Origin of the sequence: Streptomyces sp. NBC_00354 (genome assembly GCF_036106915.1) — a bacterium.
In the GTDB taxonomy this organism is placed as follows: domain Bacteria; phylum Actinomycetota; class Actinomycetes; order Streptomycetales; family Streptomycetaceae; genus Streptomyces.
This window is the reverse complement of record NZ_CP107983.1, coordinates 7,438,157-7,463,019: the sequence shown is the minus strand read 5'-3', so window position 1 is coordinate 7,463,019 and position 24,863 is coordinate 7,438,157. Positions and strand designations below refer to the sequence as shown.

Below are 24,863 nucleotides of genomic sequence, written 5' to 3'. Positions count from 1 at the left end.
CGCAGGGGTGCTTCAGCCCGCGCCCCGGTCACCGTCCACCGCGGCTACCGCTGCGGCTGCGGCAGCAGCAGGGCCTCGGAGCCCACGGGGCGGAACCCGGCGGCCTGGAAGGCGCGGATGCTGCGGGCGTTGCCCGCGGCCTGCTGGGACCAGACCGGGCCGCCGTCGGGGACGAGATGGCGTGCGGCGCGGGCCAGCTCCCGGCCCAGACCCCGGTGGCGGACGGCCTCGTCCACCTCGATCGCCGTCTCCCAGCGCCCGGCCACGCCGCGGCCGAGGACGAGCACTCCCCCGTCGGCCGCCCAGACCCGCACGTCGTCGCGGCGCCGCAGCGCCCGGCGCACCCGCGGGTGGTCGGGATCTGCGATCTGCCGCAGCTCCAGCGGCGGGTCGCCGGGCAGCGACGCGGCGACGGTGAGCAGGTCAATGGTGTCGGTGGTACGGCCGGTGCGGTCGAGCAGGGCGGCGAGGAAGCGCGGGTTCATGCTGGCCGCGAGGCCGTCGCACTCGAGCGCGCCGAGGGCGGAGTGCACCCAGTGGGGGTCCTCGTCGGTGAACACCACGGAGTGCGCGGTGAACGCGATGACGCCCACGTCGCGCGGGCTCGGCTGCGGGACCACGGTCGTGCCGCCGTCGGGCGGCGGGAACCGCCCGGCGGCCGCCGCGTCCAAGATCGCCTCGAGGGTGTGGCCCATGCCCGTCAGACCTGCTCGAAACGGAAGGACTTGATGAAGCAGTCGCGGGGCTGGCCGATGGCGAAGAAGATGCAGTCCACCAGCGACTGGGCGGTGAGCGGGTCCTTCGCCGTGCGCGGGGCGCTCTCCCATTCCGGGGACAGCGGGTCGTGGTTGTCGAAGTCCGGCGGGTAGAGGGAGATGACGCGGACGCCCTGGTCGCGCAGCCGGCGCGAGAGGATCTCGGTGAAACCGGCCTGGGCGGACTTGGCGGCGTAGAACGCGTCGTGCGCGTCGGAGCGGTGGTGTCCGGTTTCGCCGCAGCCGGAGACCATCGTCACAATGTCTGGCTTGTCCGAGTTCAGCAGCATCGGGAGGAAGGCTTTGGTGACGAGGACGGTGCCGGTGGCGCCCGAGGCGAGGGTGTCGACGACGTCGGCGTCGGATGCGGAGAGCAGGTCCGTGCCGTGCTGGTAGCGGGAGCCGTTGTTCACGAGTACGTCGATGCGGTCGGTGCGGGCGGCCACTGCGGCGGCGAACTCCCGTACGGAGGCCGGGTCCGTGAGGTCGCACGCGAAGGCGTGGACGCGGTCGGCGGCGTGGCCCTGCGCGAGGATCTCCTCGCGGACGCGTTCGGCGGCTTCGAGGGTGCGCGCGGAGAGGTGGACCTCGGCGCCCCGGGCGGCGAACCGGAGGGCGAGGGTGCGCCCGAAGTCGCGGCCTGCGGCGGTGATGACGACGCGGTGGTGGTCGAGGGTCATGTCAGCGCTCCTGATTCCGTGGTCGTTACACATGATCTCAGGCGCGACGTACGGCTGTTCGGGCGGGGCTGCGCGGGGCGGGGGCGCGGGGCGGGCACGGCGGGGGCGGGATGGACCGGCGCCGGGCCCGCCCCCGGCCGGTGCCCCCGGGCTCAGCCCCCGTGGCTCTCGTACCCGCCCCGCCCCTGGTCCGTATCGTGCCCCGGTTCCGGCAGCGGAGCCCCGGTCTCCAGCAGGGTCTTGAGGCTGGAGGCGAGCATCGGCCAGGCCCGGCTGCACATGCCGATCAGGGTGCCGCCGGGTTCGAAGCCCTCGTGGAGGATGGTCAGCCGCGCGAGCGTGTCCCCGACGGGCTCGATCTCGTACGTCACCGTCGTACGCCGCTCCTGCGCCAGCTCGGCCCGCAGCTCCTCGGCGATGCCGACCGAGGCCGCCCACTGCGGGGTGAAGGTGTGCCAGGTGTACGAGAGCCGGCGGTTCGGGACGCAGTCGAGGACCACCTGCTCGGGATCACTGGTCCGGGCCCCGCGCTCCACCCAGTCCATCCTCGATCCCACCGCCCAGTCGGTCTCGAAGCTCAGCCCCCAGTACCGCCGGGTGAAGGCGGGCTCGGTGAGGGCCTGCCAGACCCGGTCGGGATCGGCCTGGACGTACAGGGTGTAGGTGATCGCGCTGTCGCTCATCCCCCCATGCTGCGGGACCGGCACCCGCGGACCCCGGATTTCCCAGGTCGCGGCGGGGGCGGCCCGGTACCTGGGATCCGGCGAACACCCGGCCCATCGGGATGGACCGCCGCCTCGTCTTCACCGACGCGGCATGGGCCTGCCCCTGAGCCCGTGATCCCCCGCCGGGCCGGTCAGTGGACATGCAACGCGACCGCGCAGAGCCCGCGCCCCGCCGCGGCGGCGGACCGCCAGACGCGGAGCGGCCCGTCGGTGACGTGCTCTTCGCGGGCGCCGTAGTCCAGCCAGTCCCGGTCGGAGACGTGGGCCCGTTCCCCGGAGGTGAAGTTCAGCGCCTGCTCCACGCCCGGCAGCGTCCGGCGCACCTCGGCCGCGGTGAGGAGCACGTTGCCGCACCAGCCGGGCAGCAGGGCGGCCCGGTCCGGGCCGATGGCGTGGAACAGGGCGGCGACCGCGTAGTCCTTGCGATGCACGGAGACGAACATGTCCGCCGGGTCCGGTTCGGGCTCCCAGAGGTCCTGCATGACATGGAACTCGGGGTCGGTGATGCCGTTGCAGACGTCGTCGACGTGCTCGCCGGGGCGGGTCAGGTTCCAGAACGAGTCGATGGCATCACCGTGTGCCCGGTCGGTGTACCAGGTGCGGTGGTCCGGCAGCGGGGCGCCCTGCCATGCCTCCCAGCGGCGGCGGGCCGCCGGGTTCGTGCGGTCGGCTTCGAGGGCCGGCGCGAGGCGGGGCGCGAGCTCCTGGATGACGGAGTCGGGGTGGCTGCTGATCGACCAGACGCTGGTGAATCCCATGCCGATCACGCTACGGGGCACCACTGACGGGGCCCGGTGGCGTCACCGGTGGGTGCCGTGTTCGGGGAGTTCCGTGAGGGGGGTGCGGGGTGGGCGCGGGAGGGAGAGGTGGGCGCGGGCCGTGTGGACCGCGGCGAGTTCGGCGTGGCCGGCCGGGCCCCAGTCGGCGAGTTCACGGACCTGCTCGGGGGTGGCCAGCAGGCGCGCGTACGCCGGGTCCGCGGCCGGGGGCAGGGAGCCGAGGCGGGCCGCGCTACGGGGATGGGCGGCCTCGTCGGCGTACCGGTAGCCGAGCGGGGTGGAGCCCGCCGTCGGGGGCGGGAGCTGGGCGGCGCCGGTGGTGCGGCAGACCAGGAGCAGGACCCGGCCGTCGGGGGCGAACAGCCAGGCCGAGGGCTCCCGTACGGGCAGCGCCGCGGGCACCGGGCCGGGGTGCCAGGTGCCGTGGTGCCGGGTGCGGCGGGTGCGCAGGACCCCGAGCCGGTCCAGGGCGGTCGGCGCGACGGGGCGGCCGTCCTCCAGCAGGGCCGGGCCGCCGCCGTTGATGCGGGCGCGCAGGGCCGACAGGGCGCGGCGGGCGTCGCCCGGGTCCATCAGGGCGGGCAGGTCGGCCGGTTCGGCGAAGTGGACGCCGGTGATCTCCTGGGCGGGGAGGCGGATCGCATCGATCCGGTCCGGGCTCCAGGTGCCGCCGTCGTACACGTACAGGACCTCTCCCGGGAAGCGCATCTCGGGCGGGAAGCCGGGGGTGTCCGCCGGGATCCAGTCCACGGCGAGGCCGTTCGGGTAGCTGCCGTCGACGCCGAGCTCCTCCCGCATCTCGCGGGCCGCGGCGGCCGACGGGGCCTCGCCCGCGTCCACCGCGCCGCCGGGCAGCATGCGGTCGGCGCGGTAGTCGACGCTCTGGACGAGGACCCGGCCGTCGGTGTCGGTGACCAGGACGACGGCGCCGGTCCAGAGCGCGGCCCGCGAAGCCCCGTACTCCTGCGGGGTCATCCACGTGCCCGGCCGTCCGCCGTCCTCGTCGGTCACGGCCTCGTCGGTCAGCTGCGGCATCGGAACTCCGTTCACCGTGGATGGGCCCTCTCCCTGTGCAACAGCCCGCACGGCCTGCGGGTTACGCCGGTCGCGCCACTCCGGCCACTGACCGCCGCTTTGCCGCCCCTATACCTCCTTATTACCTTGTTACGCCCTCCTTGGTACGTTCGCGTCGCGGACTGGCGGCCTGAAAACCCGCCGGTCCGACCACGTCACCGGACCCGCGCCGGACCCGCACCGGACCCGCACCGGGCCCGCACCCAGGAGAGACACAGCCATGCGACGCGCATCCCGTCCGGACCCGGCACCGGCCAACAGGCCCGCCACCGCCGGACGGTGGAGCGCGCCGCCCGCAGCGGGCGTGGCCGGCGGCCGGCCCGCCCGCACGTGCGCGTGACGGCCGTGCGCAACGGCGCAGCGACCGGCACCGGACCCGGCCCCGGGCGGCTCGCCGCCGTCGACGCCGTCCGCGGGCTCGCGGTCCTCGGCATGTTCGCCGTACACGTCGGCCCGGGCCCGCGCCCCGAGGGCGCCGGCTACCTGCTGGTCGCGGCCGACGGGCGGGCGCCCGCGCTGTTCACCCTCCTCGCAGGGTTCTCGCTCGCCCTCGCCCAGCGCGGCCGCACCCCCGCGGAGCAACCGGACGGCTGGGCCCGGCGCTACCGCCCCCTGCTGATCCGCTGTGCGGTCCTGGCCGGGCTGGGCCTGCTGCTGGCCGCGCTGTGGCCGGGGATCCTGGTCATCCTGGCCTTCTTCGCCGTCTACTTCCTCGCCGCCGAGCCGTTCACCCGGCTGTCCACCCCGGTGCTCACCGTCGTCGCCGGGGTCTGCGTGGTGGCGGGTCCGCTGCTCTCGTTCCTGCTCGGCCCGGTGTTCGGGTACGAGGCCTCCGGGCGTGGCGCGGTCCCCGAACCGACCGCCCTGACCGGCTGGGACGGGCTGGGCCGGGTGCTGTGCGATCTGCTGCTCACCGGCGCGTATCCGCTCGCCACGTACTTCCCGTACGTTCTGGCCGGGCTGGCCCTCGGCCGGCTGTGCGATCTGCGGGAACGCCGCGTCGCCCGGCGGATGGCGCTCTGGGGTACGGCCGCCGCGGCCGCGGCCTACGGCACCGCCTGGGTGGCCGCCCATGTGCTCGGCGGCCGGGAGCGGCTGCTCGACGCGGTCGCGGCCCGCCATCCGGAAGCCCTCGGTGCGGCCGATCCCGTACGCGAAGTGCTGCGCGGGCAGTTCGGAGCCGTGCCCAGCACCTCCTGGGACTGGCTGCTCGTGGCCGATCCGTACAGCCAGACGCCGCTCGAGACGATCGGCAACGCAGGGGTGGGCTGCGCGCTCATCGGGCTCTTCGTGCTCGCCGCGCGCAGCCGGGCCGGTGCGCGGCTGCTACGGCCGCTGACCGCGCTCGGGGCGATGGCGCTGAGCGCGTACGTCCTGCATGCGCTGGCGCTGGCCGGACCGGCCCACGGGGCCGCCTCCTGGGGTGCGCTGGCCGGCTTCGCGGGTGTGGCGCTGTCGGCGGCCTGGGCCTGGCAGCGGTTCTGGGCGGACAGCCCGCTGCGCCGGGGCCCGCTGGAACACCTGCTCCGGCTGGCCACACAGGGGCCCCGGCCGCGTAGCCGGTCCGAGCCGGGCCGTCACCCGTGTGTGTGACGGCGCGTAGGTTCCACGGGCTGCCGTACGGCAGGGTGGGCGGATGCAGTTACGCCAGGTGGCTCTGCCCCTGCCCTTGATCCTCGCTGCGCTGGCGCTGACCGCCGGGTGCGTGACCGTACGGCCGACCGGGCCCGCACAACCGGTTCCGGAGGTGGACCGGACCGCGGCCCGGGAAACGGCGGTCGGGGCCCTGCCGTTGGGCCGGCTGCCGACGTCGGAGCCCCCGTCGGCCCCGCCGGCGGCCGAGCCCGAGCCGGAGCCGGAGCCCGAACATCCCGCGCAGCCCGCAGCGCAGCCCCGGGAGAACCGGCCGCCGCGGCACCGGACCGGCGATCGCGCGCCCGCTCGGCCGGCGCGGCCCGAGCGCGCCGCCCCGGCGCCGAAGCCCCGCAAGCGGCCGCCCGTACGGCCGAAACCGCGGTCCGCGCCGCCGCGCACGTACGACATGGCACCCCTGTGCGAGGCGGCCAAGGGGACGGTCTCCCCGTCGATCGTCGCCCTGTGCCGGTAATCACCGCGCCCGGCGGACCGGATCATCCGAGTGGACCCGGCCCGGCTGCCGGGTGACGGCGGACCGGTTCGCTTGGATGGGCGGCGCGGGTCCGACCGGAGGCCCGTACCGCCTCCACCCCCAGGGAGTCGCCATGGCGAAGATCGCCCTGTTCGGCGCGACCGGCACCATCGGAGCCCTTGTGCTGCGCGAAGCGCTCGGGCGCGGCCACGAGGTCACGGCGGTGGTACGCGACCCCGCGAAGCTCGCGGATTCCGGCGCCGAGGTGCTGCGCGGCGACGTCCTCGACCCGCACTCCGTCGCCGAGGCGGCCGCCGGCCGGGACGTGGTCGTCAGCGCGATCGGCCCCGGGGCCGGGGATCCGGGCGTGCTCGTCACCGCCGCCAAGTCCCTGATCGGCGGCGTCTGCACGCTCGGCCCGGACGTCCCCCGACCCCGGCTGATCGTCGTGGGCGGAGCAGGCTCGCTGCGCACCCCCGGCGGCCCGCTGGTCTGGGAGGCGGCGGGCGTCCCGGAGCCGGTCCGCGCGCTCATGCGCGCCCACGGGGAGGCGCTGGACTTCCTGCGCACCGTGCCCGTGGAGGAGGTGAGCTGGACCTGTCTGAGCCCCGCGGCGCAGATCGGTCCGGGTGAGCGCACGGGCACGTACCGGCTGGCCCTCGACGATCTGATCGTGGACGAGGACGGCCGCAGCCACATCTCGGCCGAGGACTACGCCGTGGCACTGGTCGACGAGATCGAGCGCGACGCGCATCCGGGCCTGCGGTTCACCATCGGCTACTGACCGGGCGGCGCGTCCCGCGTGTCCCCCGCGTACACCGCGGTGAGCTCGGCGCCGATCCGGGCCAGCCACTGCCGTACCTCCGGCGGCTCCAGGACCTCGACCCCCGCTCCCAGCCCGGACAGGTGGCCGGCCAGGGCCTTGGGGGCCGGGCCGTCGACCCACACCTCGGTCCAGCCGTCGGGCAGCGGGCCGCCGACGCGCACCCGGCCGCCGAGGAACCGTTGCAGCAGGGCCAGCGCGTCGGGGTGGACGCGGGCCCGCGCCGTCACCGCGTACATGCCGTCCTGGAAGGCCCCGGACAGCTCCCGCCAGGCCGTGGCGAGGTCGAAGCCGGGCGGCCGGACCACGGGTTCGCCGGTCGGCTCGACGGAGCGGACGCGGCTGAGCCGGAAGGTGCGCAGGCCCTTCTCCGTGTCGGCGACCAGGTAGTCGACCCCCGCCTTGGCGACGAGCCCGAGGGGGTCGACCGTACGCTCGCCGGCCGGTTTGCCGACGCCCGCGTACCCGAGGCGGACGCGGATCCCGTCCACGACGGCGCCCTGGAGCGCGGTGCGGTGGGCGGCATCGGCGGTGACGGCGTTGCGGGACCAGTCCGTCGCGTCGACGACTCCGGCCCGCGTGGCGGCCACGGCCTCCGCCCGCAGGGTGGACGGCAGGGCCCGGACCAGCTTGCGCAGGGTGGTGCGCAGTTCGGGGGTGGCCGTCAGCGGCCCGGTGACGAGGAACAGCGCCCGGATCTCGTCGGCGGTCAGCCCGGTGAGGTTGGTCCGGGCGCCGCCGACGAGGGACCAGCCGCCACCGCGGCCCCGCTGCGAGTAGACGGGGATGCCGGACGCGGCCAGCGCCTCCAGATCGCGGCGGGCGGTGCGCTGGGACACCTCCAGTTCGGCGGCCACCTCGGGGACGGTGACGCGGCCGCGTTCCTGGAGGAACAGCAGGGTCGCCACCAGCCGGTCGGCTCTCATGTCCCTCTTCCCTGCCTGCGTCCCGGGCGTTTTCGCCGGTCCGTTCATTCTCCCCGGGAAACTGGCCAGAAGGTGGCCAGTTCAGCTTCCAGGATGAAGTCATGACCGAGATCACTCAGCTCACCAAGACCCCGTCCGCCTCCACCATCACGTTCGACCCGCGGCTCGACCTCGCCGCGGCCGTCGAGCTGGCGGGCCGCACCCTTGCCGCCGTCCGGCCCGACCAGTACGACATCCCCACCCCCTGCGACGAGTTCGACGTCCGGCGGCTCTCGAGCCACCTCGTCGCCGTCGTCCGCCGGATCTCGGTGATCGGGCGCGGCGAGGACCCGTTCAGCGTCCCGTCCTTCGCCGACGAGCTCGCCGACGGGGCGTGGGCGGCGGCCTGGGAGCCGGGCGCCCGCGAGGTCGCCGAGGTGTGGGCGGACCCGGCCCTGCTCGGCCGGCAGCTGCGCCTGCCGATGGGCGTCATGCCGGGCGCGGCCGCCGCGGCCGTCTACACGCACGAACTCACCGTGCACACCTGGGACCTGGCCAGGGCGACCGGACAGCACCCGGAATGGGACGCCGCCCTGATCGAGCGGGTGATCGCCGTCGTACGCCGCGCGCTGCCGGCCGAAACCCGCGGCGGGCGGATCCCGTTCGCCGAGGTCGTGGCCGTGGACCCCGGTGCGCCGGCCATCGACCGGCTGGTGGCCTGGGCCGGGCGGCGGCCCTGACGGACCGGGCGACCCCGCGCGGGGGTTATTGATTGGATGCCCCGGCTCCGGATACCTAGAGTGACGACGACCCCGTCGTCGAGCAGGAGCCGGTCATGCGCACCCACTACCCCCGTACGCCGCATCTTCCCTGGTCCCCCGGGGTGACTGCGGACGACGTGCGCGCCTCCGGGCTCCCGGGGCTGGCCGGGCGCGAGGTCGTCGTCACCGAGAAGCTCGACGGGGAGAACACCACCCTGTACGCGGACGGCCTGCACGCGCGCTCGCTCGACTCGGGCCACCACCCCTCGCGGGCCTGGGTCAAGGGCCTCCAGAGCCGGATCGGCGCCGGCATACCGGCCGGGTGGCGGGTGTGCGGGGAGAACCTGTACGCCCGCCACTCGATCCCCTACGAGGACCTCGACAGCTGGTTCTACGGTTTCTCGGTGTGGGACGGCGAACACTGCCTGGACTGGGACCGGACCGTGAGCTTCCTGCACGGCCTCGGGGTGCCCACCCCGCGCGTGCTCTGGCGGGGCGTCTTCGACGAACGCGCGCTGCGCAAGCTGCGGCTCGACACCGCTCGGCAGGAGGGCTACGTCGTACGGACGGTGGCCGGCTTCTCGCGTGCGGACTTCGGGCGGTACCTCGCCAAGTGGGTGCGCGTCGGCCATGTGCAGACCGACACCCACTGGATGTACGCCCAGGTGGTGCCGAACGGGCTCGGTCCGCAGGCACCGCTGTGGGCGGTGCGCTCGGGCGCCGAGCCCGATGCGGCGGAGCTGGCGGCCGCCCTCGGCCCGGATCCCGCACCCGGTGCCGCGCCTGATGCCGCAGTCGAGCCGGTCGTCGCCGAGGTGGCGGGCCGGCTGGACGCGTCGGGCCGCACCGGTGAGGACCGGCTGGCCGGCGTACTGGCCGCCGTGCTGCACCGCGCGCCGCGGGCCCGGATCGGGGCGCGGCTGGCGGCGGGGCCGCTCGGGATGCCGCTCGCCCGGCGGGTCGCCGACCTGGTCGGGCTGTACCCGTCTCTGCAGCGGCCGTTCCCGGACGAGGGGCGGCGGGCCGGCCTGGTCCGGATGGCCGTGGCCGCCGATCTCGGGGTGCTGCACGCCCTCGCCGGTGCGGAGGCCGCGCGGGATGCCGAGGCGCGGGAGTGCGTGGACTGGTCCGCGCTGTACGCCGAGGAGGCCGGGCTCCTCGGTCCCGATCCGCTGGGCCCGCTGCGCACCGGACTGCGGGAGGCCCTCGGGGGGCTCGGCGCGGACGCTGCGGACCGGTGCTGGGCGGAGGCCCGGGAGGCGTTCGCGCGGGGCGGGATCTCCACCTCCGAGGAGGCGGTGGCCGCGACCTGGCGGTGGCGCGACGGCGGCTTCCCACGGCTGGTCCAGCTGTGCGGGCCCTCGGGCAGCGGCAAGAGCACGTACGCCCGGAGCCTGCCGGGCGTGGCCGCGTACATCAGTCTCGACGATCTGCGCACCGCCCGGGGTTCCCGCGCCGACCAGCGGGCCAATGCGGATGTGTTGCGCGAGGGCCTGGACCGGCTGAACGCTGCGCTGGCCGCCGCGGCGGGCGCCGGCGGCACGGTGGTGTGGGACGCCACCTCCCTCACCGAGCAGCAGCGCGGGCTGGTCGCCGCGGTCGCGCAGCGCCGCGACGCGCTGGTCACCCAGGCCGTGGTGCTGGTCGAGGAGGCGGAGCTGGTCCGGCGCAACGCCGTCCGTCCCCATCCCGTACCGCCGCAGGTGCTGGCCACCCAGCTGCACCGGTTCAGCCCGCCGTACCCCGGACACGGGCCGGGGCACCGCACCTGGTACGTCGGGGCGGGCGGGACCGTGGAGGACACGGCGGGAACCATCGGGGCGACGGCAGTGACGGCGGCCGTCGCCGCGGCAGCGGGCGAGGACGGCTGATGCGTACCAGCGAGGAGCTCTACCACCAGGTCCGCTGGGACCCCCGGTTCGATCCGGCGCGCTTCGTGTTCGGGCTGCACCAGCGCGGGGCGCCGCCGAAGCGGATCCCGCTGCACTCGTTCGTGCCCGGCGGCGACATCCCCTGGCACCGGGTGCTGTTCGTCGAGGCGGACGGCGAGCTCGTCTGGGACCGGGCGAGCGGCGTCGACCGGATCGACTCCACCGAGGCCGGGCGGATCCGCGAACCGCGGCTGCTGCGGGCCCCGTTCTTCACCTCCCGTACCCCGCACGCGTGGGATCCGGCGGACGGCGGCGCCTGGCGGCCGGCCGAGGTGCCGGCCGGCGGGTCTGCGTCATCCGGCCCGGCCGGCGGCCCGGGGCCGCAGCAGGTGCGGCTGCTGACCTGGAACACCCTGTGGGACCGGTACGACGCCCCGCGCATCGACACTGCCCGGCGCAGGCCGATGCTGCTGGCCGACCTGGCGGGCGCCGACGCCGATGTAATCGCCCTCCAGGAGGTCGAACCCGCGCTGCTCGGCATGCTGCTGGCGGAGCCGTGGGTGCGGGCCGGATACACGGTGGGCACCGATCCGCGCGGCAAGGACGTCGCCGCCAGCGGGCTGCTGGTGCTGAGCAGGCTGCCCGTGCGGGAGGCGGGGTTGCACCTGCTGGGGCCGCACAAGGCGGTCGCCGCGGTGACGGTGGGCACCGCGAGCGGCCCCCTCGTCGTGGCCTGCCTCCATCTGACGAGCGATCACACGGAGAACGGCGCCGGGCGGCGGACCGTCGAACTGGCCCGGATCGCGGAGGGCTTGAGCGGCATCGAGGCGGACGCGGTGCTGCTCGGCGACTTCAACGACGGCCGCTCCGGCCCGGAGGGGCCGGCGGCCGCACTCGGCATGCGGGACACGTGGAGCGAGGTCCACGGGGCGCCGGACGCCACGCCGACCTTCGACCCGGCTGCCAATCCGCTGGCCGCGGTGGGCTCGCTCTCGGGGCGGGCCGCCCGGCTGGACCGGGTCCTGCTGCGCTCGGCGGGGGCGCGGGTGCGGGAAGCCGTCCTGCGGGGCAACACCCCGGGTCCGGACGGGCTGTTCATCTCCGACCACTTCGGGGTCGAGGCGGTGGTGGACTTCGCCGAGCCGGACGCCGGGCGCGCGGCGCTCGACGTACGGGCGACCGCGCGGACGGCGGTGGCCTGGCTGCCGCCGCACGATCCGGCGGTCGAAGAGCTGCGGCGGGAGCACGACCCGGCGGTCCACCGCTGGCCCGCGCACGTGAACCTGCTGTTCGGCTTCGTACCGGAGTCCTCGTTCGAGGAGGCGCTGCCGCTGGTGGCCGAAGTGGCCGCGCAGACGCCGCCGTTCACGGCCCGGGTGGCCGGGGTGCACAGCTTCGGGCACCGGGAGGACGGCACGCTGTGGCTGGACCCGGCGGCGGCCGGCGACGCGCCGTGGCAGCAGCTGCGGCGGCGGCTCGCCGAGCGGTTCCCGGGGTGCCGCGGGCGCGACGGCTTCACCCCGCACCTGACGCTGGGGCGCAGCCGGGATCCGCAGCGGGCCCTGGCCGAGTTCGCCGCGCGACTCGGCGGATCCGGGACGGGGACGCCGGCCCGGGTCGGGGAGCTCGCGGTGCTGTCACGGCGCGGGGACGGGCCGATGCAGGTCCGGGCGACCGTGGAACTCGGCACCGGCAGGTGGCGGTGGGCACAGGAACCCGAGCCTGGACCGGGGCCCGGACCGGGGCCCGGACCGAAGCCTGGACCGGAACAAGAAGCCGAACCGGAAGCAGCATCCGCACGTGACGCGGAAGCCGAGTCCCTCACCGCCCGGATCGCGGAGGCGCTCGGCGACGGCGTGCTGCACCTCGCCGGATCCCGTCGCATGGGCTGCGCCCTGCCCGGGGCCGACCTCGACCTGGTCGCGGCCCTGCCGGGCACGGTCGGGATCGAGGAGGTGCGGGAGCGGGTGGCGGCAGCCCTCCCGGAGGCCGAGGGGCTGCGGGAAGTGAAGGGCGCTCGGGTGCCCGGGCTGCGGCTGCGTACGGCCGGACTGGATGTGGACCTGGTGGTCGTCGCCACGGGCGCGGTGGACCCGGCTCAGGCGGTGGAACGCCGGGCGGAGCTCGGCGAGGCGGCCGCGATCGCGCTGAGCTCGGTGAGCGACGCCGATGCGGTACGGGACTTCGCGGGCTCCGAGGCGCACGCGGCGTTCGTCCGGCTGGCCCGGGAGGTGAAGGCGTGGGCCCGGGCCCGGGGGCTGGATTCGGCTCCGTTCGGCGGACTGCCGGGGGTGGCCTGGGCGGTACTGGCGGCGCGTACGGTCCGCGAGGCCGCCGACCTGTCCCCCGCTGCCCTGCTCCGGGAGTTCTTCGGAACCTGGGCGGCCTGGGACTGGCGCGACCCTATCGCCCTGACGCCCCCGGCCGCGGACCCGCACGCGGAGCCTCTTGCGCACCCGGCCCCGACCCCGGACCCCGTCACCGTCCTCACCCCCTCCGCACCGGCGCGCAGCTGCACGGCCCAGGTCGGCCCGGGGGTGGGCGACCTGCTGGGCCGGGAGCTGTACCGGACGTGGGAACTCCTGGAGGCGGAGCCCCACCTCCAGGCCCTGCCCCTCGGCAACCCGCCGCTGCACCGCCGGCACGCGGCGTGGGCCGTGGTGACCGTACGGGCCGATGCGCCCCGGGAGTTCGAGGAATACCTGGGCCGGGCGCGGGGCCGGATGCGCGCCCTGCTCGGTGCACTGGCAGAGGCCGGTGTCCGGGACGCGCACGCCTGGCCGCGGCCCTGCGCGGTCTCCCCCGTCTCGGCCAGGTATGCGATCGGGCTCGGCGCGAGCCCGCCGGATGCGGCCGGTCTCGACGCGCTCGCAGGCCGCTGGTCCGCCGGCCTCACGGGCGTCGAGGTCGCCTGGGCGGAGTGCGGGGCGGTCCCCCCGCTCGGCTGACGCATCCGCCTCGCTGACGACAAGTAACGAACGGACGGCAGCACTTGCCCTCCGGACCGGGCCACTCCCCGAAGACGGCCGAGCTCTGTCCCGCCCAGCGGGCGCGGCGGGACAGAGCGGCCTGAAGTCTCAGTAGATTCCTGACACCTTTTTTCGTCAACACTTTTCACAAGGATTGAAGAAACTCCGAGTTCACAGGCCCCAAGGGCAATTGACACCCCCTCAAGCCTTCACTTCATGAACGCTGAAACCCTTGACGGCCCTCGTGGCGGGCAGTTCACTCACGCTTCGATCCCCCCGGATCCACGACGTCAGGAGAGCCCCCCATGCCCCGCCTCTCGGACCATCCACCGCGACCGACGGTCGCGGCTCTCGCCGCCGCGCTGGTCGCAGCCCTCCTCGTGCTGCTGCCGGGTACCACCGCCCAGGCCGCGCCCGTCCTCCTCTCCCAGGGCAGACCCGCCACCGCCTCCAGCCAGGAGAACGGCGGCACCCCCGCCTCCGGCGCTGTCGACGGCGACAACGCCACCCGCTGGTCTAGCCAGTTCGCCGACCCGCAGTGGATACAGGTCGACCTCGGCGCCCCCGCCCAGGTCAGCCAGGTCGTGCTGCGCTGGGAGACCGCGTACGCGACGGCGTACCGGATCGAGCTGTCCGACGACGGCGCGCACTGGAGCACCGCCTACTCCACGACCACCGCCACCGGCGGGGTCCGGACCCACGACATCACCGGCACCGCCCGCTACGTCCGCGTGTACGGCACCCAGCGCGCCACCCAGTGGGGTTACTCCCTCTACGAGTTCCAGGTCTACGGCACCACCGACGCAGGCCCCACCCTCCCCGGCGGCGGCGACCTCGGCCCCAACGTGATCGTGTTCGACCCGTCCACGCCCGGCATCCAGGCCCGGCTCGACGAGGTCTTCCGGCAGCAGGAGTCGGCCCAGTTCGGCGCCGGCCGCTACCAGTTCCTGTTCAAGCCGGGCACGTACAACGGCCTCAACGCCCAGATCGGCTTCTACACCTCCATCTCGGGACTGGGCCTCAGCCCCGACGACACCACCATCAACGGCGACGTGACCGTCGACGCCGGCTGGTTCGGCGGCAACGCCACCCAGAACTTCTGGCGTTCGGCCGAGAACCTCGCGCTCAACCCGGTCAACGGCACCGACCGCTGGGCCGTCTCCCAGGCCGCGCCCTTCCGCCGCATGCACGTCAAGGGCGGCCTCAACCTCGCCCCCGACGGCTTCGGCTGGGCCTCCGGCGGCTACATCGCCGACTCGAAGATCGACGGCCAAATCGGCAACTACTCGCAGCAGCAGTGGTACACCCGCGACAGCGCGATCGGCAGCTGGGGCAACGGCGTCTGGAACCAGGTCTTCTCCGGGGTCCAGGGCGCACCCGCCCAGTCCTTCCCGAACCCGCCGTACACCACACTCGACTCCACGCCCGTCTCCCGGGAGAAGCCTTTCCTCTACCTGGACGGTGCCGAGTACAAGGTCTTCGTCCCGGCCAAGCGCGTGAACGCCCGCGGCACTTCATGGGGCAGCGGCGCACCGCAGGGCACCTCGATCCCGCTGAGCAGGTTCTACGTGGTCAAGCCGGGCACGACCGCCGCGACGATGAACCAGGCGCTGGCCCAGGGCCTGCACCTGCTCTTCACGCCCGGTGTCTACCACGTCGACCAGACCATTCGGGTGAACCGCGCGGACACGGTCGTCCTGGGTCTCGGCCTGGCGACGATCGTCCCGGACAACGGGGTGACGGCGATGAAGGTCGCCGACGTCGACGGGGTGAAGCTCGCCGGGTTCCTGATCGACGCCGGCCCGGTCAACTCGCCGAGCCTGCTGGAGGTCGGCCCGGCCGGGACGACCACGGACCACGGCGGCAACCCGACGACCGTGCAGGACGTGTTCGTCCGGGTGGGCGGCGCAGGCGCCGGCAAGGCCACCGTCGGCATGGTGATCAACAACCACGACACGATCGTCGACCACACCTGGATCTGGCGCGCCGACCACGGGGACGGGGTGGGCTGGGAGACCAACCGCGCCGACTACGGGTTCCGGGTGAACGGTGACGACGTCCTGGCCACCGGGCTGTTCGTCGAGCACTTCAACAAGTACGACGTGGAATGGAACGGCGAGCGCGGCCGCACGGTGTTCTTCCAGAACGAGAAGGCGTACGACGCCCCGAACCAGGCGGCGATCCAGAACGGCACGACCAAGGGCTACGCGGCCTACAAGGTGGCCGACTCGGTGACCACGCACGAGGGCTGGGGGCTGGGCAGCTACTGCTTCTACAACGTGGACCCGACGATCCGTCAGGACCACGGCTTCCAGGCGCCGGTGAAGCCGGGCGTGCGGTTCCACGACCTGCTCGTCGTCTCGCTCGGCGGCAAGGGCCAGTACGAGCACGTCATCAACACCACGGGCGCACCCACCTCGGGTACGTCGACGACCCCGTCCACGGTCGTCTCCTTCCCCTGATACACAGCACCCTCCGGGAGGAGCGGGCCGATGCCTGCGCCTCCCGGAGCGGGGGAGCAAACCTCGCCCAATCGGTGTGCGCGGCCACGGCGTTCTGCCAGAATTCGCTTCCGGCAGAGCGTGCGCGCGTGAGGGGCGGAAGCACTTGTCAGCAGAGAGTTCCGGAACCAGCCTGTCAGAAGTGGCGCTGTGGGTGGCGCCGGCCCTACTCCTGATCGGCCTGCTGGTCTGGGCAATCAAGGCGATCCAGGTGATCCCGCAGGCCAGCACCGCCGTCGTCGAGCGCTCCGGCCGCTACAGGCGCACCCTCTACGCGGGCCGCCACGTCGTCGTCCCGTTCATCGACTCGATCCGCAACCGCATCGACCTGCGCGAGCAGGTCGTGCCGTTCCCCCCGCAGCCGGTCATCACCCGGGACAACCTGGTCGTCAACATCGACACGGTCGTCTACTACCAGGTGACCGACTCCCGCGCCGCGACGTACGAGGTCGCCAGCTACATCCAGGCCATCGAGCAGCTCACCATCACCACCCTGCGCAACATCGTCGGCAGCATGGACCTCGAGCGGACCCTGACCTCCCGCGAGGAGATCAACGCGGCCCTGCGCGGAGTCCTCGACGAGGCCACCGGCAAGTGGGGCATCCGCGTCAACCGCGTCGAGCTCAAGGCGATCGAGCCGCCGACCTCCATCCAGGACTCGATGGAGAGGCAAGCGAGCGCCGACCGCGACAAGCGCGCCGCGATCCTCCAGGCCGAAGGTGTCCGGCAGTCCGAGATCCTGCGCGCCGAAGGGGACCGGCAGGCGGCGATCCTGCGGGCCGAGACCGAGGTGGCGGTCGCGGAGATCCACCGACGCGGCGCACGGGCGACGGCGCCGCCCGGTGTGTCCGTACGCCCCGTGCAGCACGATCCGCTGCTGCCCGGCGACCCCCGCCGGGTCGGTCGCTACCGGCTCAGCGCCCGGCTCGGCGAGGGCGGGATGGGGACGGTCTACCTGGGGCTGTCGCCCGGTGAGCGGCGGGTGGCGGTGAAGGTCGTACGGGCGGACCTGGCGGCGGATCCGGGCTTCCGGCAGCGGTTCGCCCGGGAGATCGAATCCGTGCGCCGGGTGGGCGGCTTCCACACGGCGCAGGTGGTGGACGCGTCGGCCGAGGGAGAACTGCCCTGGCTGGTGACGGAGTACATCCCGGGCCCGTCCCTGCACGCCGTCCTGCGCGAGCACGGAGCGCTGCCCGCCTGGACGCTGCGCACCCTGGCACTCGGGGTGGCCGAGGCACTGGAGGGGATCCACGCCTGCGGGATCGTCCACCGCGATCTGAAGCCCGGCAACATCATCATCTCGGACACGGGTGCGCGGGTGATCGACTTCGGGATCGCCCGGGCGGTCGATGCCACCGCCCTGACCCGGACGGACTTCCTGGTCGGGACCCGGGGCTTCCTCGCCCCGGAGCAGCTGACGGGGGCTCCGCTCACGCCGGCCGTCGACGCGTACGCCTTCGGAATGGTGCTGGGCCACGCGTGCGGGGCCGCGCCCTTCCCGCCGGGAGCTGAGCTGGCTACGGCCCTGCGGTCGCTGCCCTCGGACCTGTCGGCGGTCGTGACGGGCTGCCTCTCCCCCGACCCGGTCGCCAGGCCGACCCCGGCGCAGATCCTGGAGCGGCTGGGCGCCGGGGACGAGAAGCCAGCCGGGGACTGGCTGCCCCCGGCCGTACGGACGATGGTGGATCTGCACAACATGCCGACAGCTGCGGCAGGCTGACGGGGTCTCGGGTCAGACCTCCAGGATGATCTTTCCGGCGGCGCGCCCCGTCTGGCTGAACTCGAAGGCCGCCGCCAGCTCCGAGAGCGGGAAGGTCTTGGCCACGGGGACCGTGAGCTGCCCGCCGTCGGCGAGCCGGGCCAGCTCCGCCAGGCCCTCGGCGTCGGGCCGGACCCACATCCACTGGCCGCCCGCGCCGAGCACGGTGTGGTCGGCGATGGAGGCGTGCCGGCCGCCGTTCGCCAGGACCGCCTGGGTGACGTCGAGGACGCCGCCGACGAAGTCCGCGGCGACGGTGATCCCGTCGGGGGCGAGCGCACGCACCCGGTCGATCAGGCCGTCCCCGTACTCGACGGGCTCGCAGCCGAGGTCGCGCAGCCGGTCGTGGTTGCGCGGCGAGGCGGTGCCGATGACCCGGGCGCCCAGCGCGCGGGCGATCTGCACGCCGAACGAGCCGACGCCGCCCGCCGCCCCGTGGATGAGGACGATGTCGTCCTTGCCGGTGGCGAGCCGGGTGAGCAGCTGGTACGCGGTGAGCCCGGCCAGCGGCAGGCCGGCCGCCTCGTGCCAGCTGAGCGAGGCGGGCTTGGCCGCGGCGGCGCGGACGGGCACGCTGACGTACTCGGCGAACGTCCCTCCGTGCACGTAGTCCTTGCGGGCGTACGCCATGACCTCGTCGCCGACCGAGAACTCGGGTGTGTCGATGCCGACCCGCTCGACAGTGCCGGCGACGTCCCAGCCGGGGACGACGGGGTACACGACGTCCATCAGGGCGTCGAGCCCGCCCGACATGATCTTCCAGTCGACGGGGTTGACCGAGGCGCACTTGACCCGGACGAGGAGCTCGCCGGGGGCGAGCTTGGGCATCGGCAGCCGGGTCTCGGTGAGCACCTCCGTCCCGCCGTACGTCTCGTACGCCATCGCCCGCATGGTGTCCTCGGACATCTACCCGACCTCTCCGTGAGCTGGTGGAAGCACTCGTTCCCCATCCCATCACGAAAGGCCGGGCCCGCCCCGAGAAGCGGGGCGGGCGCGGCGCGGCGCGGGGGCCTGCGGTCTCACAGGGCCCGGTGCGCGGCGATCACCTCGGCGTAGCGGCGGCCGCTGGTCTTGATCGTGCGGCGCTGGGTGGCGTAGTCGACGCGGACGAGGCCGAAGCGCTTGTCGTAGCCGTAGGCCCACTCGAAGTTGTCCAGCAGGGACCAGGCGTAGTACCCGGCCACCGGCGCGCCGCGGCGGGCGGCGCGGGCGCAGGCCGCCAGATGCCCGGTCAGGTACGCGGCCCGCTCGGGGTCGTGGACGCTGCCGTCGGCGGCGACGGTGTCGTGGTACGAGGAGCCGTTCTCGGTGACATGGATGCGCCGGGCCCCGTACTCCTCGGTCAGCCGCATGAGCAGAGCCTCGAGGCCGTTCGCGTCGACCTCCCAGTCCATGCCGGTGCGCGGGACGCCGGGCCGGTCGATCTGGCGGGCGTACGGGGCGGGGCCGGCCGGGTCGGCGGTGACGGTCTGCGGGAAGTAGTAGTTCAGGCCGGTCCAGTCGAGCGGGGCGGCGATGGCGGCCAGGTCTCCGGGACGTTCGGGGAGGTCCACGGCGTAGACCTCGCGCATGTCGGCGGGGAAGCCGCGGCCGTGGACGGGGTCGAGCCACCAGCGGTTGACGTGGCCGTCCATACGGAGGGCTGCCGCCCGGTCGGCTTCGCCGCCGGTTGCGGGCTCGACGGTGGAGAGGTTGTTGACGATGCCGATCTGCGCGCCGGGGGCGGCGGCCCGGACGGCCTGGGTGGCGAGCCCGTGGCCGAGCAGCAGGTGGTAGGAGGCCCGGACGGCGGCGGTGAGGTCGCGCCGGCCGGGGGCCATCCTGCCCTCCAGGTGGCCGATCCACGCCGAGCACAGGGGCTCGTTGAGCGTGGCCCACTGCGTGACGCGGTCGCCGAGGCGGGCGGCGACGAGGCCCGCGTACGCGGCGAAGTGCTCGGCGGTCGCCCGCTCGGGCCAGCCTCCGCGGTCCTGGAGGGCCTGGGGCAGGTCCCAGTGGTAGAGGGTGACGGAGGGGGTGATCCCGGCGGCGAGCAGCCCGTCGACGAGCCGGTCGTAGAACGCGAGGCCCTTGGGGTTGGCGGGGCCGTCGCCGCCGGGGACCACGCGCGGCCAGGCGACGGACATCCGGTAGGCGTTCGTGCCGAGCTCCCGCATCAGGGCGATGTCCTCGCGCCAGCGGTGGTAGTGGTCGCAGGCGGTGTCGCCGGTGTGGCCGCCGTCGACGGCGCCGGGGGTGTGGGAGAAGGTGTCCCAGATGGAGGGGGCGCGGCCGTCCTCGTCCACCGCACCCTCGATCTGGTAGGCGGAGGTCGCGGTGCCCCAGGCGAAGTCGCGGGGCAGGGCGGCGAGGTCGACGGATGCCGGGTCGCGAGCAGTGTCGGGGCGGGCTTCGGAACGCGTTTCGGAAAGGGTCACTTGACGGCTCCTGCCGAAAGGGTCATTTGACGGCTCCCGCCGTGAGGCCGGCCACCAAGTACCGCTGCAGCAGCAGGAATCCGGCGACGACGGGGATGCTGACGACGAGCGAGGCGGCCATGATCTGGTTCCAGTAGACGTCGTTCTGCGTGGAGTAGCCCTGCAGGCCGACGGCGAGGGTACGGGTGGTGTCGTTCGTCATGACGGAGGCGAAGAGCACCTCGCCCCAGGCGGTCATGAAGGCGTACACGGCGACGGCGACGATGCCGGGGACGGCGGCCGGGACCACGACCCGCAGCAGCGCGCCGAGGGGGCCGCAGCCGTCGACGGTGGCCGCCTCGTCGAGGTCGCGGGGCACCGAGTCGAAGTAGCCGATGAGCATCCAGATGGAGAAGGGGAGGGAGAAGGTCAGGTACGTGAGGATCAGGGCGCCGCGGGAGCCGTAGAGGGCGATTCCGGTGGCATTGCCGATGTTCACGAAGATCAGGAACAGCGGGAGGAGGAAGAGGATCCCGGGGAACATCTGGGTGGAGAGCACGGTGACGGTGAACAGGCGCTTGCCGCGGAAGCGGTGGCGGCTGACCGCGTAGGCCGCGAAGACGGCGATGACGACGGAGGCGGCGGTGGCCGCGCCCGCCACGATCAGGGAGTTCACGAAGTACCGGGCGAGCGGGACGGTGTGCCAGATGTCGACGTAGGGGCGGACGGTGAGCCCGCTGGGGATCCAGCGGAATCGGCCGGCGACGTCCTGGAGCGGTTTGAGCGAGCTGGTGACCATCACGTAGACGGGCAGCAGGACGAAGCCGGTGAGCAGGGTGAGGAAGACGGCGCGGACCACCCGGAAGGAGGCGGGCGGGGCCGACGGCGACGATCGGCGGCGGTCAGGCACGCTCGTTCCTCCGTCCGCGTGTCGTGGCGAGCAGGTAGCCGGCGGTGACGAACAGCAGGAAGAGCAGCAGCAGGACGGACATCGCCGATCCGGTGCCGAAGTTCCAGGTGACGAAGCTGGATTGGTAGATGTGGAGGGAGACCAGGTCGGCGGCCTCGGGGGCGGATCTGCCGAACAGCACGAACGGCGTGTTGAAGTCGTTGAAGGTCCACAGGAACAGCACCAGGACCAGCACCCGGTTGACCGCGCCGACGGAGGGCAGGGTGATCCGGCGGATCTGCTGCCAGACGCCGGCGCCGTCCAGCGCGGCGGCCTCGTACAGCTCCGCGGGGATGTTCTGCAGGGCGGCCATCACGATGAGGAAGGCGAAGGGCCAGCCCTTCCAGACGGAGACGGTCAGCAGGGCCCAGAAGCTGTTGTCGCCCAGCAGCCAGAAGGTGTGCTCGGCGCCGCCGAGGCCGAGCTGGTCGTGGAGGACGTGGTTCACCAGGCCGTTGTCCCGCTGGAACATGAACGCCCAGGTGATGACGGCCGCGTACACGGGCAGGGCGTACGGGACGAGGAACAGGGCGCGCAGGATGCCGCGGCCGCGGAAGTTCTCCTGCATGAACACCGCCGCAGCGGTGCCCAGCAGCCAGCACAGGCCGACGGAGAGCAGGGTGAACAGGCAGGTGGTGAGGAAGGAGCGCAAGAGGGCCTCGCCGACGGGCCGGTTGACGTCGACGGCGAGTTCGTAGTTGGCCAGTCCCGTCCAGGGGGCGCGGGACCAGTCGCGGATGAAGAACTGGGTCAGCTGCCGGAAGCTCATCAGGATGCCCATCACCATGGGGACGAGGTGGATGAGCAGTTCGAGGAGCAGGGCGGGCAGGAGCAGGAGGTAGGGCAGGGCGCTGCGGCGCAGGCGGGCGGCCCTGGGGCTCATGCGGCTCTTGGGGATCTTGGGACTCGTCGGGCTCGTCGGGCTCATCGGGCTCTTGAGGCTCATCGGGCCGGACTCAGCTCGCCATCTGCTGCTGCGCCTTGGTGAGCTTGGCCTTGACCGACTCGGTGGTGACCGGGCGTCCCGCCGCGGCGTCGGCGAAGAGCTCCTTGACGGCGGTGCCGACGGCGGTCTCGAACTGGGACTCCTGCGGGACCTGCGGGAGCGGGGCGGCGCTGGTGCCCAGGGTGGTACGGAGCACGGTGAGGTCGTCGGTGGCGAACGCGGGGTCGTTCTGGGCGGCCTTGACCGGCGGGACGGAGCCGTACGTCTTGTTGAGGAGCTTCTGTTCCTCGTCGCTGGTCATGAACTTCACGAACTTGAGGGAGCCGTCGATGTTGTCGGTGTTCTTGAATACGGCCAGGTTGATGCCGGCGACCATGGAATTGGTGTTGCGGCCGGTGCCCGGCACGCTGCCGGCGGGCACCGGTACCGGGGCCACGCCCCAGTCGCCCTCCTTCATGCCGTGGGTCTTGAAGGAGGAGGCGGCGCTCTGCCACAGGACCATGGCGGTCTTGCCGTTGGCGAAGTCCTGGAGGGACTGGTTCTGGGCGTACTCGGCGTTGCCCGGCGCGATGATCTTGTCCTTGGCCATCAGGTCGACGTACTGCTTGACGGCGTCGACGGCGGCCGGGGAGTCGAAGGTGGGCCTGCCGGCCGCGTCGAAGAAGTCCGCACCGTGCTGTTTGGCGAGGACGAAGACCTGGTGGATGTTGTTGGCGAGGTTGCCCCCTTCGGCGCCGAGCGCCCACGTGCCGTCCTTGGACAGGCTCCGGCCGATCGTGACCATCTCGTCCCAGGTGGCCGGGGGCTTCGCTATGCCCGCCTCCTGGAACATCTTCTTGTTGTAGTAGAGCGCGTACGACATCGAGTAGAGCGGGACGGCGGCCGGGTCCTGGCCGGCGGCGCCCGCCGAGCCGATGGCCGACTCCACGAAGCGGTCCTTGCCGCCGATTGCGTCGAAGTTCTTGCCGTCCCACGGGAGCAGGGCCCCGGTGGCCTGGAGGGAGGCGGACCAGGTGTTGCCGATGTTGAGGACGTCCGGGCCCTGGCCGGAGGCGGTGGCGGCGAGGATCCGGTTGAGCAGATCGGACCAGGGGACGACTTCGAGCTTGACCTTGATGCCGGTCCGCTCCTCGAACTTCTTCAGCTCCGGGCCGAGGGTCGCCTGGTCCGCCGCGAGGTCGGGGCCCTGGTTGGAGGCCCAGTACGTGAGCTCCTCGGGGGCGGTGTTGGAGCCGCCGCTGTTGTCCGCGGTGCCGCCGCCGCAGGCGGTGGCCGTGGCTGCGAGCAGGCAGGCGGTGACGGCGGCAGCGGCGGCTCGGGTTCTGCGCATGGCGGATCGGCCCCTTTCGGCAGGTTCGGGGGAAGGCCGGCGGATGGTCTCGGCTCGGGTGCTTCGAGGGCGCCCCACGCGCCAAGGCCTTAATTCAGGACGTGAGTTAAGCCTCGTGAAAGGGTCGCGTCAAGGGGCCCCGCACGGGTATGTTGCGAGCGACGACAGGGCGGACGGCAGGACGGAAGGAGCCAGATGACCACAGGGCGTGGCGGCCGTACGGTGCGGGACCTGCGGCGCGGCAACCGCAGCGCCGTGCTCCAGCGGCTGTACTTCGGCGGGCCGATGAGCCGGCAGGAACTCGGGCCCGCCACCGGGCTGAGCTCCGGTTCCGTCAGCAACGTGGTCGGCGAACTCGTCGCGGACGGACTCCTGGAGGAGGCCGGCATCGTCGACTCGGACGGCGGCCGGCCCCGCACCCTGCTGCGCGTGGCCCCCGGCAGCGCCCACATGATCGGGGTCGACGTCGGCGAAACCCGGGTCCGCGTGGAGCTGTTCGACCTGGCGCTCACCGAACTGGCCCGCACCGAGCTGCCGTTGCTGCCCCGTGGCTGCTACGACGTCGGCCCGATCGTGGACCACGTCCGGACCGGGATCGCCACCGTCCTCGCCGAGGCCGGGGTCGGGACCGAGCGGCTGCTGGGCGTGGGCGTCGGCGTCCCGGGCATAGTGGACCGCGAGGCGCCGGGCGGAGCGGTCGTGCACGGGCAGACCATCGGCTGGGACGCGGTGCCGCTGGAGGCGCTGCTGCGCGCCACCGGGGCCCTGCCGGACGAGGTCCCGTACATCATCGACAACGGCGCGCGCACCCTCGGCCAGGCCGAGATGTGGTTCGGGGCGGGGCGCGGGGCCCGGGAGGCCGTCGTCGTCCTGTTCGGCTCGGGCGTCGGCGCCAGCCTGATCACGGACGGCTCGCCCGACGGGAGCACGACGGAGGGCACCCCGCTGGAGTGGGGGCACCTCACGGTGTCGGTACGGGGGCGGCGCTGCCGGTGCGGTGCGCTGGGCTGCCTCGAAGCGTACACGGGGGCCGAGTCCCTGCTGGCGCGCTGGGCGGAGCGGGGCGGGCGCGCCGGCGGCGCGGTGGACGCGGTGGACGCGCTGGACGAGCTGGACGAGGAGGAGGCCCTCTCGGCCCTGCTGGCGGCGGCGGTCGCGGCGGATCCGGTGGCTCTGGAGGTTCTGGAGGAGACCGCGGAGTACCTGGGCGCGGGCCTGTCGGACGTCATCAACCTGTTCCGGCCGGAGCGCATCCTGATCGGCGGCTGGGCGGGCCTGCTGCTGGGCCCGCACATCCTGCCCGCCGTACGGGAGCACGCGGCCCGGTACTCCCTGCGCCATCCCGCCGACCGGGTCACCATCGACCTCGGTTCCCTGGGCCCGGACGCGGTCACGGTCGGGGCGGCGACGCTCCTGCTGTCGGCCTTCTTCGCCACGGGAGGCCGCCGCACGCCCCCGCAGCAGCAGGCCGAACCGCCGGGCTGGCGCACGGCCCTGGAGGTCCGCGGCGAACCGGCGGCCCGCCGGGGCTGA

Annotated in this window: 20 protein-coding genes and 1 pseudogene; 10 read left to right on the top strand and 11 right to left on the bottom strand. The window is 73.7% G+C overall.

Annotation, left to right across the window (positions count from 1 at the left end; all coding sequences use genetic code 11):
• Nucleotides 1-44: 44 nt before the first annotated feature.
• The 5 genes from OHT74_RS34225 to OHT74_RS34205 all read right to left on the bottom strand — a co-directional run bounded on the left by OHT74_RS34225 (nt 45) and on the right by OHT74_RS34205 (nt 3,974).
• Nucleotides 45-695, bottom strand: a complete 651-nt coding sequence (locus OHT74_RS34225; RefSeq protein ID WP_267001462.1) for a GNAT family N-acetyltransferase — start codon at nt 693-695, stop codon at nt 45-47.
• Nucleotides 696-700: 5 nt separating this feature from the next.
• The gene (locus tag OHT74_RS34220) at nt 701-1,435 is read right to left on the bottom strand and encodes an SDR family oxidoreductase (protein ID WP_266670014.1); all 735 of its coding nucleotides are present in this window, start codon (nt 1,433-1,435) and stop codon (nt 701-703) included.
• Between the two features lie 152 nt (nt 1,436-1,587).
• On the bottom strand, nt 1,588-2,118 hold the full coding sequence (locus OHT74_RS34215; protein WP_266670012.1) for an SRPBCC family protein: 531 nt from the start codon (nt 2,116-2,118) through the stop codon (nt 1,588-1,590).
• A 173-nt stretch (nt 2,119-2,291) separates the two neighbouring features.
• Complete coding sequence (locus OHT74_RS34210; RefSeq protein WP_328622337.1) at nt 2,292-2,918, bottom strand: hypothetical protein; 627 nt, start codon at nt 2,916-2,918, stop codon at nt 2,292-2,294.
• Nucleotides 2,919-2,960: 42 nt separating this feature from the next.
• A complete protein-coding gene (locus tag OHT74_RS34205; RefSeq protein ID WP_266670008.1) occupies nt 2,961-3,974 on the bottom strand; it encodes an NUDIX domain-containing protein in 1,014 nt (337 codons plus the stop codon).
• Between the two features lie 384 nt (nt 3,975-4,358).
• Between OHT74_RS34205 and OHT74_RS34200 the strand changes: the two genes are divergently transcribed.
• From OHT74_RS34200 to OHT74_RS34190, 3 genes are all read left to right on the top strand, one after another.
• A complete protein-coding gene (locus OHT74_RS34200; protein WP_328622336.1) occupies nt 4,359-5,606 on the top strand; it encodes a DUF418 domain-containing protein in 1,248 nt (415 codons plus the stop codon).
• Between the two features lie 43 nt (nt 5,607-5,649).
• Nucleotides 5,650-6,120, top strand: a complete 471-nt coding sequence (locus OHT74_RS34195; RefSeq protein WP_328622335.1) for a hypothetical protein — start codon at nt 5,650-5,652, stop codon at nt 6,118-6,120.
• Nucleotides 6,121-6,253: 133 nt separating this feature from the next.
• Complete coding sequence (locus OHT74_RS34190) at nt 6,254-6,904, top strand: NAD(P)-dependent oxidoreductase (RefSeq protein WP_267001451.1); 651 nt, start codon at nt 6,254-6,256, stop codon at nt 6,902-6,904.
• On the opposite strand, the gene OHT74_RS34185 is transcribed toward OHT74_RS34190, so the two are convergent.
• Entirely contained in the window at nt 6,898-7,869 is a 972-nt protein-coding gene (locus OHT74_RS34185; protein WP_328622334.1) for a helix-turn-helix transcriptional regulator, read from the bottom strand. The genes OHT74_RS34190 and OHT74_RS34185 overlap by 7 nt on opposite strands.
• Nucleotides 7,870-7,970: 101 nt before the next feature.
• Between OHT74_RS34185 and OHT74_RS34180 the strand changes: the two genes are divergently transcribed.
• From OHT74_RS34180 to OHT74_RS34155, 6 genes and pseudogenes are all read left to right on the top strand, one after another.
• Nucleotides 7,971-8,588, top strand: coding sequence for a TIGR03086 family metal-binding protein (locus OHT74_RS34180; protein ID WP_328622333.1), 618 nt, complete (start codon nt 7,971-7,973; stop codon nt 8,586-8,588).
• 95 nt (nt 8,589-8,683) lie between these two features.
• A complete protein-coding gene (locus OHT74_RS34175) occupies nt 8,684-10,480 on the top strand; it encodes an RNA ligase family protein (protein ID WP_328622332.1) in 1,797 nt (598 codons plus the stop codon).
• Nucleotides 10,480-13,428 carry a poly(A) polymerase gene (locus tag OHT74_RS34170; RefSeq protein WP_328622331.1) on the top strand — a complete coding sequence of 983 codons (2,949 nt, stop codon included), beginning with the start codon at nt 10,480-10,482 and terminating at the stop codon, nt 13,426-13,428. Before OHT74_RS34175 ends, OHT74_RS34170 begins: the two co-directional genes overlap by 1 nt.
• Before the next feature lie 326 nt (nt 13,429-13,754).
• Entirely contained in the window at nt 13,755-15,911 is a 2,157-nt protein-coding gene (locus OHT74_RS34165) for a discoidin domain-containing protein (RefSeq protein WP_328622330.1), read from the top strand.
• A gap of 181 nt (nt 15,912-16,092) precedes the next feature.
• Nucleotides 16,093-16,770 (top strand): annotated as a pseudogene (locus OHT74_RS34160) (SPFH domain-containing protein); the annotation flags it as partial.
• Between the two features lie 24 nt (nt 16,771-16,794).
• Entirely contained in the window at nt 16,795-17,670 is an 876-nt protein-coding gene (locus OHT74_RS34155; protein WP_443047749.1) for a serine/threonine-protein kinase, read from the top strand.
• A gap of 12 nt (nt 17,671-17,682) precedes the next feature.
• On the opposite strand, the gene OHT74_RS34150 is transcribed toward OHT74_RS34155, so the two are convergent.
• The 5 genes from OHT74_RS34150 to OHT74_RS34130 form a co-directional block, all read right to left on the bottom strand.
• Nucleotides 17,683-18,600: an NADP-dependent oxidoreductase gene (locus OHT74_RS34150; RefSeq protein WP_328623448.1), complete on the bottom strand. Its 918-nt coding sequence runs from the start codon at nt 18,598-18,600 to the stop codon at nt 17,683-17,685.
• 128 nt (nt 18,601-18,728) lie between these two features.
• The gene (locus OHT74_RS34145) at nt 18,729-20,051 is read right to left on the bottom strand and encodes a GH1 family beta-glucosidase (RefSeq protein WP_443047748.1); all 1,323 of its coding nucleotides are present in this window, start codon (nt 20,049-20,051) and stop codon (nt 18,729-18,731) included.
• Nucleotides 20,052-20,148: 97 nt separating this feature from the next.
• Nucleotides 20,149-21,015 (bottom strand): carbohydrate ABC transporter permease, encoded by an 867-nt coding sequence (locus OHT74_RS34140; RefSeq protein ID WP_328622328.1) that lies wholly within the window; start codon nt 21,013-21,015, stop codon nt 20,149-20,151.
• Nucleotides 21,008-21,982 (bottom strand): carbohydrate ABC transporter permease, encoded by a 975-nt coding sequence (locus OHT74_RS34135; RefSeq protein WP_443047747.1) that lies wholly within the window; start codon nt 21,980-21,982, stop codon nt 21,008-21,010. Before OHT74_RS34135 ends, OHT74_RS34140 begins: the two co-directional genes overlap by 8 nt.
• Nucleotides 21,983-22,010: 28 nt before the next feature.
• Nucleotides 22,011-23,330 (bottom strand): ABC transporter substrate-binding protein, encoded by a 1,320-nt coding sequence (locus OHT74_RS34130; protein WP_328622326.1) that lies wholly within the window; start codon nt 23,328-23,330, stop codon nt 22,011-22,013.
• Nucleotides 23,331-23,525: 195 nt separating this feature from the next.
• On the opposite strand from OHT74_RS34130, the gene OHT74_RS34125 reads away from it, so the two are divergent.
• Entirely contained in the window at nt 23,526-24,863 is a 1,338-nt protein-coding gene (locus tag OHT74_RS34125; RefSeq protein WP_328622325.1) for an ROK family transcriptional regulator, read from the top strand.